The sequence below is a fragment of the Alloalcanivorax marinus genome, assembly GCF_016785095.1.
GTDB lineage: Bacteria > Pseudomonadota > Gammaproteobacteria > Pseudomonadales > Alcanivoracaceae > Alloalcanivorax > Alloalcanivorax marinus_A.
In genome coordinates this window covers 1-14365 of sequence record NZ_JAEKJB010000006.1, presented here as the reverse complement: position 1 = coordinate 14365, position 14365 = coordinate 1, and the positions used below count along the sequence as shown (strand labels likewise).

The 14365-nt window shown below is 66.4% G+C and carries 11 protein-coding genes and 1 pseudogene; 5 read left to right on the top strand and 7 right to left on the bottom strand.

Features of this window, described 5'->3' with window-relative positions:
* Positions 1–10: 10 nt before the first annotated feature.
* Entirely contained in the window at positions 11–430 is a 420-nt protein-coding gene (locus JF515_RS05725) for a PaaI family thioesterase (RefSeq protein WP_203101904.1), read from the bottom strand.
* A 248-nt stretch (positions 431–678) separates the two neighbouring features.
* Between JF515_RS05725 and JF515_RS05720 the strand changes: the two genes are divergently transcribed.
* The gene (locus JF515_RS05720; protein ID WP_203101902.1) at positions 679–2394 is read left to right on the top strand and encodes a proline--tRNA ligase; all 1716 of its coding nucleotides are present in this window, start codon (positions 679–681) and stop codon (positions 2392–2394) included.
* Positions 2395–2438: 44 nt separating this feature from the next.
* Here JF515_RS05720 and JF515_RS05715 read toward each other — a convergent pair whose 3' ends face one another.
* The gene (locus tag JF515_RS05715) at positions 2439–3458 is read right to left on the bottom strand and encodes a DUF4062 domain-containing protein (protein ID WP_338015173.1); all 1020 of its coding nucleotides are present in this window, start codon (positions 3456–3458) and stop codon (positions 2439–2441) included.
* Between the two features lie 132 nt (positions 3459–3590).
* On the opposite strand from JF515_RS05715, the gene JF515_RS05710 reads away from it, so the two are divergent.
* Entirely contained in the window at positions 3591–4340 is a 750-nt protein-coding gene (locus JF515_RS05710) for a ParA family protein (RefSeq protein ID WP_203101898.1), read from the top strand.
* A gap of 97 nt (positions 4341–4437) precedes the next feature.
* Positions 4438–4836, top strand: a complete 399-nt coding sequence (locus JF515_RS05705) for a globin (protein ID WP_238400889.1) — start codon at positions 4438–4440, stop codon at positions 4834–4836.
* A gap of 24 nt (positions 4837–4860) precedes the next feature.
* On the opposite strand, the gene JF515_RS05700 is transcribed toward JF515_RS05705, so the two are convergent.
* The 3 genes from JF515_RS05700 to chrA form a co-directional block, all read right to left on the bottom strand.
* Positions 4861–6540, bottom strand: coding sequence for an acyl-CoA dehydrogenase family protein (locus JF515_RS05700; protein ID WP_203101896.1), 1680 nt, complete (start codon positions 6538–6540; stop codon positions 4861–4863).
* A 56-nt stretch (positions 6541–6596) separates the two neighbouring features.
* Positions 6597–7202 carry a TetR/AcrR family transcriptional regulator gene (locus tag JF515_RS05695; RefSeq protein WP_203101894.1) on the bottom strand — a complete coding sequence of 202 codons (606 nt, stop codon included), beginning with the start codon at positions 7200–7202 and terminating at the stop codon, positions 6597–6599.
* Positions 7203–7700: 498 nt separating this feature from the next.
* The gene (chrA, locus tag JF515_RS05690) at positions 7701–8849 is read right to left on the bottom strand and encodes a chromate efflux transporter (protein WP_238400888.1); all 1149 of its coding nucleotides are present in this window, start codon (positions 8847–8849) and stop codon (positions 7701–7703) included.
* A 92-nt stretch (positions 8850–8941) separates the two neighbouring features.
* Here chrA and recQ point away from each other — a divergent pair, with 92 nt between their 5' ends.
* Complete coding sequence (gene recQ / locus JF515_RS05685; RefSeq protein ID WP_203101892.1) at positions 8942–11092, top strand: DNA helicase RecQ; 2151 nt, start codon at positions 8942–8944, stop codon at positions 11090–11092.
* 104 nt (positions 11093–11196) lie between these two features.
* Here the strand turns inward: recQ and panB are convergent, their stop codons facing one another.
* Positions 11197–11982 carry a 3-methyl-2-oxobutanoate hydroxymethyltransferase gene (gene panB / locus JF515_RS05680; protein WP_203101890.1) on the bottom strand — a complete coding sequence of 262 codons (786 nt, stop codon included), beginning with the start codon at positions 11980–11982 and terminating at the stop codon, positions 11197–11199.
* A 169-nt stretch (positions 11983–12151) separates the two neighbouring features.
* On the opposite strand from panB, the gene JF515_RS05675 reads away from it, so the two are divergent.
* Positions 12152–14110: a metallophosphoesterase family protein gene (locus JF515_RS05675; RefSeq protein ID WP_203101888.1), complete on the top strand. Its 1959-nt coding sequence runs from the start codon at positions 12152–12154 to the stop codon at positions 14108–14110.
* A 74-nt stretch (positions 14111–14184) separates the two neighbouring features.
* Here the strand turns inward: JF515_RS05675 and JF515_RS19380 are convergent.
* A pseudogene (locus JF515_RS19380) lies at positions 14185–14365 on the bottom strand (IS110 family transposase); the annotation flags it as partial.

Here is a 14365-nt window from a genome sequence, read left to right as displayed (position 1 = left end):
ACGACCGCTCCTACGACGGTTTGCCCGCCGGGATCGCGTAGGTGCCGGTCACGTGCGCCACCATGGGCGCGCTGCCCTCGCTGTAAATGCGCACCTCCAGCACCGCCGAGCGGCGGCCCAGGCGGATGATCTCCGCTTCGCCGATCAGATCCGCCGGCGCCGGCTTGCTGAGAAAGTTGATATTCAGATTCTGGGTCACGGCCATTTCCTGGCCGTCCAGGTTGGCGAGAATGGCGGCGTACATGGCCGCGTCCGCCAGGCTCATCAGGGTGGGGCCGGACACCGTGCCACCGGGGCGCACCATGGAGGCGTCGAACCGGTAGCGAACCCGGGCCCGGTGTTCGCCCACTTCCTCCACCACGACACCCTGCTCCGCCGCCGCCGGCAGGCCGCCACGGATCAAACCCTCCACCTGTTTCGCTGTCAGCATGCTTCTCTCCGCAAACGAAACCTGGAACATACGGCGGCGGACATCGGGCTGCAATCCCGGGCCGGGGGAATCGCGACTGAAGCGGAACGCCGCCCGGTCGCTCCTACCGTCCTGGTGCGCGGTAGGAGCGACTTCAGTCGCGAAAGGCCAGCGCCGCCAGCTGTGGCCGGTGCGCCCGCGTTTGACTAGAATGCCCGTTTGGCTTTCATCCATCGACTTCCACACCGACCAGGGAATCAAAACCGCTCATGCGCACCTCCCAGTACCTGCTTGGCACCATCAAGGAAACCCCCTCCGACGCCGTGGTGATCAGCCACCAGTTGATGCTGCGCGCCGGCATGATCCGCAAGCTCGCCTCCGGCCTCTATACCTGGATGCCATCCGGGCTGCGCGTGCTGCGCAAGGTGGAACGCGTGGTGCGCGAGGAAATGGACCGGGCCGGTGCCCAGGAGGTACTGATGCCGGCGGTGCAGCCGCTGGAACTGTGGCAGGAATCCGGCCGCGCCGACGACTACGGCCCGGAGCTGTTGCGCTTCACCGACCGCCACGACAATCCCTTCTGCCTGGGGCCCACCCATGAGGAAGTGATCACCGATCTGGCGCGCAACGAGCTGCACAGCTACAAGCAGCTGCCGGCCACTTTTTACCAGATCCAGACCAAGTTCCGCGACGAGATCCGGCCGCGCTTCGGCATCATGCGCTCCCGGGAATTCGTCATGAAGGACGCCTACTCCTTCCACGTCGACATGGACTCCCTGGAGCAAACCTACCGGATCATGCACCGCGCCTATTGCGCCATCTTCGATCGCCTGGGTCTGGACTACCGCCCGGTGGAAGCGGACACCGGCGCCATCGGCGGCGCCGCCAGTCACGAATTCCACGTGCTGGCGGAATCCGGCGAGGACGATATCGCCTTCTCGAACCAGTCCGACTACGCCGCCAACGTGGAGCTGGCCGAGGCTCTGGCACCGGCGGTGGAACGCCCCGCCCCGGGCGCCGACATGGAAAAAGTGGATACCCCCAAGGCGCGCACCATCGACGACCTGGTGAGCCAGTTCCAGTTGCCCATTGAGAAAACCATCAAGACCCTGGTGGTGAAAGGCAGCGAGGAAGGCGCCCTGGTGGCTCTGCTGGTGCGCGGCGACCACGAGCTCAACGACGTCAAGGCGGAGAAACTGGACGCGGTGGCGGCGCCCCTGGAATTCGCCTCCGAGGAAGAAATCCGCGCGACCATCGGCGCCGGCCCCGGCTCCCTGGGCCCGGTGAACCTGCCGATCCCCTGCGTCGCCGACCGCGGCGTGGCGGTGATGGGTGACTTCGCCGCCGGCGCCAACGAGGACGGCAAGCACTACTTTAACATCAACTGGGAACGTGACGTGGCGTTGCCGGAAGTGGCGGACCTGCGCAACGTGGTGGAAGGCGACCCCAGCCCGGATGGCCAGGGCACCCTGACCATCAAGCGCGGTATCGAGGTGGGTCATATCTTCCAGCTCGGCACCAAGTACTCCCAGGCGCTCAACGCCTCGGTGCTGGACGAGAACGGCAAGGCGGTGGTGATGCCCATGGGCTGCTACGGCATTGGCGTGAGCCGGGTGGTGGCCGCCGCCATCGAGCAAAACCACGATGATCGCGGCATTATCTGGCCGGCGGCCATCGCTCCGTTCCAGGTGGCCCTGGTGCCGGTGAACATCAAGAAAAGCCCGCGCGAGAGAGAGCTGGCCGAGCAGCTCCATCGCGAGCTCGAGGACGCCGGAGTGGAAGTGCTGTTCGACGACCGCGAGAAGGAACGGCTGGGCGTCAAGCTGGCGGACACCGAACTGCTGGGCATTCCCCACCGGGTGGTGATCGCCGAGCGCGGCATGGACAAGGGCACCCTGGAATACAAGGGCCGCACCGACGCGGAAAACACCGACGTGCCGGTGGATGGCATCGTTGATTTCCTGAAGGAAAAACTAAAGGCCTGAAACAGCAAGACGGTGCTGGTGGCGAAGCGGCCAGCGGCACCCCCTCAACGCCGGCGCGCCATGGCCTGGCTCATGGCGGCGTCGCCCTGGGCGGTGAGCCGCCACAACGGCAGGCCACGGCTGTCGGTCTCCGAGGTGCGGGTGATCAGCCCCAGAGTGCGCAACTGCACCTTGACCTGATTGAAGGCATGGCCCGCCAGCACCACATTGCGCACCGCGTGGGCCTTGGGGAAATCGGCGGTGACATTGTCCAGAGCCTGGCGGGCGATGTAATCCTCCAGGGCCTTCTGCATCACCGGCTCGGACACCGGGTTGAGCATCAGCGGCGCCACGCAGGCGAAGATGCGATTCCAGTCCAGTTCACAACTGGCCATGGCCACCTTGCAATCGCCGCCCTCGTAGACGTTGCAGGAATAATCCAGCGCCACGCGGTCGGTGCCCCGGGCCAGATTGCGCAGCGCCCCCCGCTGCGCGGCCAGTAATTCCTCCCGTTCCTTCTCCAGCTCCTCCACCCGGCGGCGCAGCGCCCGGCTGCCGGCATCGTCGGCGGCACCGGCGGAGCCCGCCTGCACCCAGCCCGGAGCCGGATACTGGCGCATTACGTCGGGCATCACCCGGGCCACCCGCTCACGCAGATCGCTTTCATCGCGCCAGCGGAAACTGAGGGTTTTGTTTTCCAATAGTCGGGCGAAGTCATCCCGGCGTACCTGACCTTCACGGGTGGGCTCGCGCACATCGTCGGGCAGGTTGAGCGGATCGTCGTGGATGAAACTCACCACCGGCTTGCGTTTGGTGGCGGCGAAGATGTACTCACGGTGGGTGTAGCTCAGCCCCAGCGGCGACAGGGTGCCGTAACGACCGCCCAGCAGGATCACGAAATAATCGCTGTCGTCGATCATGCGCTGGACCACGGGCATCAGGTTGTGGCTTTCGCCGCTGTGCATGTCCATGCCCATGGGCATCAGGCCCAGGTCCAGCAGGGGCAGCATCAGTGCCTGGCGGGCGGACTGCATGTCCGGGTAGGTGGTACTGATGTACACCTGATAGCGTTTGTCGACGGTCACCCCGTTCTCCTTGCTCCGGGCCGTGCGTTGATTTTGCCGGGCCATGTATTAAAACACGCCCGGCCGGCAAAGTGTGATGCACGCCGTTTCATGCTAGCCTCTGAGCCGTCGCCAAAACCGGATGTGGATGTCATGCAGACCATCGCCTTTTACAACCTGAAGGGGGGCGTGGGCAAAACCACCACCGCCGTCAACATGGCCTGGCACGCCGCCCGCTGGAAACACCGCACCCTGCTGTGGGATCTCGACCCCCAGGGCGCCGCCAGCTTCTATCTCGGCGTCGACGACGAGGAACCGGGCTACAAGGCCGGCGGCCTGCTCAAGGGCAAGCAGCCGGTGGGCCGTTTCAAGCGCGAAACCCGCTGGCCCAATCTGGAAGTGATACCCGCCGATATCAGCATGCGCAACGCCGACGTCAAGCTGGTGGAGGCCGGCGGCGCCCGCAACCGGCTCAAACAGCTTATCGCGCCGTTCGGCGAGAGCTACGAACTGGTGGTGCTGGATTGCCCGCCCACCCTAAGCCCCCTGGCCGAGAGCATCTTCGCGGCGGCGGATTACCTGTTCGTGCCGGTGATTCCCACCCACCTGTCCCTGCGCGCCTTCCAGCAGGTGCTGGACTGGCTGGCCGACAAGAAATTCAAACATCTTGAGGTGGTCCCGTTTTTCAACATGGTGGACCGGCGCCGTGATCTGCACGTGCAGATGCTGGTCAAGCGCCCACCGGAGATGAAAAACGGGCTGAATACCTGGGTGCCCTACTCCACCCATGTGGAGCAGATGGGCGACCACCGGGCGCCGGTGGGCGAGATCGCCCCCTACACCCCCGCCGCCCAGGCGTACCGGGCCATGTGGTTCGAAATCGCCGAACGGCTCAAGCTCTGACCCGCGCGCACGGCCTGCCATTCCTTGTATAATGGCGCGCCCCGCGGCGCGCCGTTGCCGGCCGCCGGCCATTTCCGCCTCAACCGGATGATCAAGCGTGCCTATTATCGACAGCGACCGGGTGTTTCAAAGCTACGGACGTTGCTGCAACAAAGAGCAGTTCTTCATCGACTTCTATGACCGCTTCATGGCCAGTTCCCCGGCCGTGCGCGAGCGGTTCGTCAATACCGACATGCCCGCCCAGCGCCATTTGCTGCGCAACGGCATCATGCAGCTGGTGCTGCACGCCCGTGGCATGCCGCCCACCAAACTGCGCGCCCTGGGCGAAAGCCACTCGCGCCGCCAGCTGGATATCGACCCGCAATGGTACGGCCTGTGGCTGGACGCGCTGATGGAAACCCTGCGCCGCCACGACCCGCAATTCGACGCCGAGCTGGAAGCGATCTGGCGGCAGACCATCCAGCCCGGCATCGACATCATCCGCGGCGCCTACTGACGCCTCTCCTACCAGGGCGCCGCCCTAGGCGTTCCAGGGGTTGGCGCGGGCCACCAGGGTATCGACGTCCACGCCGCGCGGCAGGCTGCCGTAGTTGCGGGTGTGGCCGCTGTCCAGACGGGCGGTGATAAAGGCGTCGCTGACCGCCTCGTTGCCGGCCTTCACCAACTGCGCGGCCTGCATGGTCAGGGCCATGCGATCAACCAGATCCCGGGCCCGATACGGCAGGGCCTCGCTGTCGCCCAGTTCCTTCCTGAGAGCATTGACCGCCTTGTCGAGCACCGGATTGCGCCCCTGGGCCCCGGCCAGCTCCGCGAACCAGGCATCCAGCACCTTGGGGCTCTTGCCCATGGCGCGCAGCAGATCCAGAGCCTGGACGTTGCCGGAACCTTCCCAGATGGCGTTGATGGGCGCGTCCCGGTAGAGGCGGGCGAGAATGAAGTTCTCGGTGACGCCGTTGCCGCCCAGGCACTCCATGCTCTCGTAGGCATGGTGCGGGGTGCGCTTGCAGATCCAGTACTTGCCCACCGCCGCGCCCAGCCGCGCGAACAGCTTCTCGTGCTCATCCTCCTGGTGATCGAGGGCGCGGGCCATGCGCCAGGTCATCGCCACGGAGCCTTCCACCTCCAGCTGCAGGTCGGCGATCACGTTGCGCATCAGCGGCTGGTCCAGCAGGGTCTCGCCGAAGGCGGCCCGGTGCGCCACATGATGCACCGCCTGGGCCATCACCTGGCGCTGGCCGGAGGACGAGCCGATCATGCAGTCGAAGCGGGTCATGGCGACCATCTCGATGATCGCCGGCACGCCACGCCCCTCCTCGCCCACCATCCAGCCGTGGGCACCGCGCAGCTCCACCTCGGAGGAGGCGTTGGAGACGTTGCCCACCTTGTTCTTGAGGCGCTGCACCTGCAGCGGGTTCTTGCCGCCGTCCTCGCGCCAGCGCGGCACCAGGAAGCAGCTCAGCCCGCCGGGCGCCTGAGCCAGCATCAGGAAGGCGTCGCACATGGGCGCCGACATGAACCACTTGTGGCCCACCAGTTCGTACAGTTCGCCGGGGCCCTCGGCGCCCACCGGGTAAGCCCGGGTGGTGTTGGCGCGCACATCGGAGCCGCCCTGCTTCTCGGTCATGCCCATGCCGATGGTGAGCGCCTGCTTGTCCTGGTGACTCACGTTGCGTGGGTCATAATCCCGGGCGGTCACCTTGGCGAGCCAGCGCTCGGCGATGGACGGCGTCAGCTTGAGGCTGGGCACGGCGGCGAAAGTCATGGTGATCGGGCAGCCGTGGCCACCTTCCACCTGGGCGTGCATGTAGTACTTGGCGGCGCGCACCACATGGGCACCGGGGCCGGGATCGGTCCAGGGCGAGGAATGCAGCCCCTCGCGCAGGGCCATGTTCATCAGGCTGTGGTAGGCCGGGTGATAATTAACCTGGTCGACGCGGTGACCATAGCGATCATGGGGCTCGAACTCGGGCTTGTTGGCATTGGCCTGGTAGCCCCACTCGATCACTTCCGGCCGGGTGGTTTCATAGCCATAGCGGCTCAGGTCGTCCACCCCCCAGTCACCGCCTTCGCGAACCACCGCTTCCTTGAGCGCGGTGTCGCCGGTGAAGGCGTCGTAGTTTTCCAGCGGCGGTGCCTGGTTGAACACCTCGTGGGTGCTGGCCAGGGGGTCCAGGTGAAGATCGTCGTGCTTGGCGTTCATGGTGCCATCCTCCCGCGCGCCGGCGGCGCGCCTGTTGTCGCGGTTGTCGGGTTGCTTCAGGAAGTCGTCACGGCGCCCACCGCGCGCAACGCGAACGCGGTGAGCTGATTCGGCAGATCGGCATCGGCCAGGGGCGCCGACAACGGGCCCACCAGCGCTTCGGCGATGGCGCCTACCAGGGCGGCGGCGCCCAGGGCGGTGGACTGGGCTGGCAGTTCGCCCCGGGCCACGCCGTCGTCCAGCACTCTTTTGTAGAGGTCCGCGTAGGCGGCCCGGTAACGCAGCCGGGCGGCATCCACCTCCGGCTCCACCGGTTCGGCGATCAGCGCCCAGGCCAGGCGCGGCGCCGCCATGGCGCGGCGGGCGAACACCCGCAGGGCGTGTTCCAGGCGCTCGGCGGCGGGGCCGTCGTGGCCCAGGGCGCGGGCCACGGCGTCCACCTCGCGGCGGGTGGCGGCTTCGAACACGGCGGCGGCCAGCGTCGCCTTGTTGTCGAAGTAGCGGTAGAGAGTGCCCACGCCAACGCCGGCGCGGTCGGCCACGGCCTGCATGGTCATGGCGGCGAAGCCACTTTCGCGGACCAGGGTTTCGGCGCTGGCCAGCAGATGGTCGCGCTGGGCGGCCTTGCGGGCTTTTACCTGGGCGGTTTCTCGATAAGCCATGAGTGGAATCCGGATTCCGATCTTTCAAGGATTGAATCATCATTCCGGGTTTGGGGCAAGCGGCGGGTCTGGCTGGTTTTGGGTTGGATTGGGTTGCTGATTCCCTCCAGAGGGGCGCGCGGGGGTAAGCGGGGCGCCTTGCCGGGAACGCCGCAAGTACGTCCCTGTAGGCTCCCTTTCGAACGTCCTGTTCTCAAGGGTCCCGGCAAGGCGCCCCGCTTACCCCCGCGCTCGGTGGTGAATCGCCGCCGCTTTGGGTGGGTTAAGGAGAGGAACCCTCCAGAAAGGATTGGCGGTTGGCTGAACCTCTCGCCCCACTACGAAGCCGCCGCCTCTATACCCACCGGGGGCTGGCTTTCGCTCGGGCGTTTCGGCGTGGTGGGCCCATCCCGGACACGCGGCAAGTACGTCCCTGTAGCTCGTTTCCGGCATCCCTGCCTCCAACGGTCCGGGATGGGCCCACCACGCCGAAACGCCCCCCTTCTGGAGAGAAGAACCTCAAACCCACTCAACCACCAGACCCAAAACCGCCATGCCAACCACCAGCCAGACCAATGGCACCCGCCCCCACCGCACCAACAAAAACCCCACCCCCACCATCACCAGATCCAGCCCCCCGTGCACCGCCGAGCGCAACACCGGGTCGTAGAAGGCGGCCAGCAGCAAGCCGACCACGGCGGCGTTGATGCCGGTGACGGCGCCGGCCAGGGCCGGGCGGTTGGCGAGGCGTTGCCAGGCGTCGCCCAGGCCCAGCACCAGCAGGAAGCCGGGCAGGAAGATCGCCAGGGTAGCAGTGAGCGCGCCGATCCAGGGCGCGCCGGGGGCCAGCAACGCGCCCAGATAGGCGGCCAGGGAAAACATCGGCCCGGGCACCGCCTGGGCGGCGGCGTAACCGGTCAGGAAAGCGTCGCCGGGGAGGCGTTCACCCACCAGGCCCTGCAGCAGCGGTAGCACCACATGGCCACCGCCGAACACCAGGGCGCCGGCGCTGTAGAAATCGCCGGCCAGGCGGGCCAGGCCGTCGTCGGGGAGCAGCCAGAGCAGCGCCCAGATCAGAGCGAACGCGAGCAGCGGCCAGCGGCGCGGGGCGGCGGCGGTGGCGCTGGCCGGGTCGCCCTGCCTGTCCTGGTGACGGGTCTGGGCGATCAGGGCCGCCACCAGCAGCGCCACCAGCTGGGTGGCGATGCCCGGCCACAACCACAGCGCGGCGGCGGTGAACACCGCCAGGGCGAGAGTGAGGCGGTCCCGGCAGAACTTGCCGGCCATGTTGAGCACGGCGTCGGCCACCACTACCGCCGCCAGCCACTTGAGCCCCTGGACCAATCCGCCCAGCACGGTCTCCGGCAGATGAGTGGCGTACAGGGCCAGCGCCAGCATCAGCAGAAACGACGGCAGGGTGAAGCCGACGAAAGCGACCAGGGCGCCGGGCAAACCGGCCCGGTGGCGACCGATGGCGAAGCCGAGCTGGCTGGAGGCGGGGCCGGGCAGGAACTGGGTGAGCGCCAGCAGCCGCGCGAAGGTGTCGTTGTCCAGCCAGCCCAGGCCGGTAACGAAGCGACGGTGGAAATAACCCACGTGGGCAGCGGGCCCGCCGAAGCTCACGCAGCCCAGCCAGAGAAATTCGCGAAAGACGGTCCAGATCGCCATGCATGTCCGAATGCTGAAGTTGTTGTAAGAGATTACCGCCAAGTCGTGTCATCCGGATGTCAGGGGACCGGCGGGCGGGTATACTCGCCGCCATGCAACGCGATCCCCTCTCCGTTTTACAGCACGTTTTCGGCTACCACGAATTTCGCGGCGAGCAGGCCGCCATCATCGACACGGTCACCGGTGGCGGCGACGCTCTGGTGCTGATGCCCACCGGCGGCGGCAAGTCGTTGTGTTACCAGATTCCGGCCCTGGTGCGCGACGGCGTGGGCGTGGTGGTCAGCCCGCTGATCGCGTTGATGCAGGACCAGGTGGACGCGCTCAACGCCCTGGGCGTGCGCGCCGCCTTTCTCAATTCCACGCTCACCGGCGAGCAGAGCTTCGCCCTGCAGGAACAGGTGCGCCGTGGTGAACTGGACCTGCTGTACGTGGCGCCGGAGCGGCTGATCCAGCCGCGCACCCTGGAGCTGCTGCATCAATCGCCGCTGGCTCTGTTCGCCATCGACGAAGCCCATTGCGTCAGCCAGTGGGGGCACGATTTCCGCAGCGACTATCTGCAGCTGTCCTTGCTGCACCGGGAATTTCCCAAGGTGCCGCGCATCGCGCTCACCGCCACCGCCGACCCGCGTACCCGGGCCGAGATCGCCGAACGGCTGGACCTCACCGAAGCGCGCCATTTCGTGTCCAGCTTCGACCGGCCCAATATCCAGTACCGGATCGAACGCAAGGACGGTGCCCGCCGACAGTTGCTGCGCCTGCTGCGCACCGAGCACAACGGCGACGCCGGCATCGTCTACTGCCTGTCACGGAACAAGGTGGACCAGACCGCCGACTGGCTCAACCAGCAAGGCATCGCCGCCCTGCCCTACCACGCCGGCCTGGACGCCCGCACCCGCGCCCAACACCAGCAGCGCTTCCTGCGCGAGGAGGGCCTGGTGATGGTGGCCACGGTGGCGTTCGGCATGGGCATCGACAAACCGGACGTGCGCTTCGTGGCGCACCTGGACATGCCCAAGAGCATCGAGGCCTATTACCAGGAAACCGGCCGCGCCGGCCGCGACGGCGAACCGGCCACCGCCTGGATGGCCTATGGCCTGGAAGACGCCATCCGCCACAAGCAGATGCAGGCCCAGTCGGAAGGCGGCGAGCAGTTCAAGCGCCACGAGAACCAGCGCCTGGAAGCCATGCTCGGGCTCTGCGAGGTGACTCACTGTCGCCGCCAGGCACTGCTGCACTACTTCGGGGAGGAACTGGCAAAACCCTGCGGCAACTGCGACACCTGCCTGAACCCGCCCAAGACCTTCGACGCCACCAAGGCGGCGCAGATGGCGCTGAGCTGCGTGTACCGCACCGGCCAGCGCTTCGGCGTCAACCATCTGGTGGATGTGCTCACCGGCAATCGCAGCGACAAGGTGGCTTCCGCCGGCCACGATCACGTCTCCACCTGGAACATCGGCGGTGAGTTCTCCGCCGGCCAGTGGCGCGCCATCTACCGGCAACTGGTGGCGCGCGGCCTGCTGGCGGTGGACGCGGAGGGCTACGGCGCCCTCAAACTCACCGAAACCTGCCGTCCCTATCTGCGCGGCGAGCAGGTGCTGCACCTGCGCAAGGACACCGCCAAGGCCACCGAACGCACGCGCCGCGACAAACCCCAGGTGGCCGACGCCGACCGCACCCTGTGGGAAGCCCTGCGCGCTTGCCGCAAACGGCTGGCCGAGGAGGAAGGGGTGCCGCCCTATGTGATCTTCCACGACGCCACCCTGATGGACATGCTCGCCCTGCGCCCCCGGGACCGCCACGAGATGGCCGCCGTCAGCGGCGTCGGCGACCGCAAGCTGGACGCCTACGGCGATGCCTTCCTGGCGGTGCTCAACGAGGGCGCCGCCAGCCAGCAGGCCACCGAGGTACGCGACCCACGCCGCGCCCCGGACAGCGACCAGGACGAACTGGAGGCTCTGGCCCGGGCCGGTATGACACCGGACGCCATCGCCCATCGCCAGGGCCTGGGCGAGGCGGAGGTATACCGGGCACTGGCCGATCTGGTGGCGGGCGGTCGCCTGGATCTGGAGCAGGCCCTGGGCCTGCCCCAGGCGGAGCTGGGCATCATCCAGGATGCCCTGCTCGCCCAGCCCAACCTGGGCGATGACACCTTCAGTTACCGTCAGGTGCGCGAGTTTCTCAGCGACGACTACCCCACCGGCGTGCTGCACTGCGTGCGCCGGGCGATTCTCGCCCACTCCTAGCGCCTTTGATCGCGACTGAAGTCGCTCCTACAGGTCGCTCCTACAGAATGGGTATGGCACCGTAGGAGCGACCAGGCGGCGTTCCGCTTCAGTCGCGATCGCCGTTAGCCCCGCCCGGTGCCGGTCAGCTTGATGATGTTGTTGGGGAATTCCCGGCTTGCCACTTCCCGGGAAAACGCCCGGGCCACATCAAGGATGGTGTCACTGGCGTGGGCGTACTGCTTGGAGAACGGCGGCCAGTAGTCACCCAGCCCCAGGGCATCGTTGATCACCAGAACCTGACCGTCGCAGTCCGGCCCGGCGCCGATGCCAATGGTGGGAATCGCCAGATCGGCGGTGATCACACCCGCCAGCTCATAGGGCACATGCTCGATCACCACCATGAAGGCGCCGGCGTCCTGAATAGCCCGGGCCTCGTCACGGATACGCCGGGCCTCGGCCTCGCCGCGCCCCACCTTGGCGAAGCTTTCGGCGGTCTGCGGCAGCAGGCCGGTGTGGCCGACCACGTCGATGCCGTTGGCCACCAGATGTTCGATCACCGCGTACTTGTCCCCCTCCAGCTTGACGCTGTCGGCGCCGGCGGCGATCAGGCGCCGGGCACTGGCCAGGGCGGTGTCCGGGTCGGCGTCGGTGCCGTAGGGCAGATCGCCGATCACGTGGGTGTCCGGCGCGCCGCGCCGTACCGCGCCGAGGTGGTATTCCATGTGTTCCAGGGTCACGTCGCGGGTGCTGTCGAAGCCCATCTCCACCATCCCCACGGTGTCGCCCACCAGAATCACCGGCACGCCGGCGCGCTCCACGCCACGGGCCACCGGACAGGTATAGGCGGTCAGCATGGCGATCGGGTCCTGACCCTTGCGGGCCACCAGAGCGGCTGCATCAAGTTTCATTGTCATTCCTCGCATGGCAAGTCAAGGACGCCCTTCATAGCACGGCACCACCTTCAAATAAAATTCATTTGGCGTTTATCGAAATGACGTTTTACCCGGCCATGCTTTCAGCGCTTTGTCATGGAGCCGTGCGCGGCTCCGACTTTTTCGGGTATATCTGGGGATAATTATGAAACCGTTTCTCTCCGGCGCCGCCGCCATGGCCATGGCGCTGGCCCTGACCGCCTGTGGCGGCGACTCCTCCCATTCCAGCAATAACGACGGCAACGGTAATGACGGTGGTGGCACGCCGCCCACCGAGCGCACCGCGGTGCGCATCGGCCTGCTGCCCGACACCCAGGGCGGCGGCGACAATGTCGCCATGCACCCCATGAAGGCGGTGCTCGACAAGGAAGTGGAACTGGGCGCCAACATCGTGATTCCGGTGGGCGACCTCACCGACCACGGCACCACCCGGGAATTCGAGCAATGGACCTCGGTGGCGCAAAGCTACCGCGACGCCGGCATCGAGTTCCTGCCGCTGATGGGTAACCACGAGGACAGCTACGCCTACTCCGTGGAGTGGATCGAGAACATGAAGCACTACATCCCCGAGGATGCGGTGCACATGAGCGGCGCGCAGTATCTGAACTACTACGTGATGCGCGGCAACGTGATGATCTTCCTGCTCAAGTACTACAACCTGCCGATCGCCTTCGACTGGATCAAGCAGGAAGTCAGCGCCCATGAAGGCGAGTTCGATCATCTGGTGATCGCCAGCCACGACGGTCTGATCGGCGCCAAATACGGCGAGACCCGGGAGATGATCGTGGAAGGGGTGGAAGGCGACAACCACCTGATGAACCAGTGGGACGAGATCCGCGCGTTCTTCTCCAAGTATGACGTGCTCTGGGTGCAGGGCCACGAACACATGTACCAGCGCTCGGTGATTCAGGCGCCGATCTGGGTGGACCCCACCTCCTGGACCCGGGAAGACGGCAACTACCGGCTGCCGCAATACACCCAGATCATGTCCGGCAACGCGTCCTACAAAGGCTATGAATTCCGCTACGGGGAGCGCGAGCTGGTGCAACGCATCGTCGCGCAGAAAATGAACACCCGCGACAATGGCTCCACCGCCTATGACGTGAACGCCTCCGTGCTGAGCTTCGACGGCGACCGGGTGGACTATGAATCCTGGTACACCGAGCACACCATCGGCGCCAACGAGGACGGCGAGAAAGAGCTGGCCGATCCCCAGTGGAAACTGCTGGACCGATTCTCGCGCACCGGAAACCGCTGCGAGCGCCTGGTTTACCCGACCTCGATTCCCGAGGACACGCGCCCGGTGATGTACCTGGACAGCCAGTACATCAGCAACGACTGCCTGGCCCATGACGGCAGCGTGGCACGCATGGTGGCCGGCACCAACGACACCTTCAACCGGGTGGAAAGCCGCACCCGCGACATGGAAGTGACACCGGGCTTCAGCCGCGCCGGCACCGTTATCGAGCTGGCCCGTCTGGCCTACCAGTTCCTGTTCCAGATGAACGAGTCCTGGACGCCCAATCTGAACGCGGAGAATCGCGTGGTGCCCAATGCCAGCGACGATGCCGTGCTGGATATTCCGGAGACCACCATCGATCTCAAGGAACTGGTCACCATGAGCTGGCAGGAGGCTGGCACCGACACCGCCTCGGACGTGCTTATCGTCAGCGGCACCCAGAACCAGACCGGTACCTACTCCAGCGCCTACGGCGCCGCCAAGGATCTGGAGACCGACACCGGCCTGCCAGGCAGCCAGCCGGATGGCACCGCCAAGCAGCCGCATACCCTGCCGGCCACCGCCAGCAAGGACTGGGACCTGGCCACCGCCGTCTCCGACGCCTATGGCCTGACCTTCGACGCAGCGGACAATCTGGACCCGGCGGCACTGACCCTGGGCTGGCGCACCGCCGACGGCTGGCAGGCGGTTACCCCCGCCGAGTGCGTGGTGGAACAACCGTTCAACAGCGCCTTTCTGAGCAGCGCCCCGACCCGGCCCGCCGCCTGCGCCGATCAGCCCCTGGTGGGCTTCGACGCCGATCACGGCCATCGCTGGTGGGTGGTGATGCAACGCGACGCGGAGCTGGCTTTGATCAACCGCTGAGCCGGTAATCGCGACTGAAGTCGCTCCTACAACCGGGGATCGTCCCCGGTAGATACCGTCTCTCCTATCCGGACTCAACCCCCGAGGGGTTGGGTCTGGAATGGGGTTTGTCGATTCAGTACGCCGAAGGCGATGTGCACCAGTTTGCGCATGGCGGCGCCGAGGGCAGACATCGGGGGCTTTCCGGCCTGACGCAATCGGGCGTAAAACGCACCCACCACCGGGTTGTGACGACTCGCGACCACCGCCGCCATA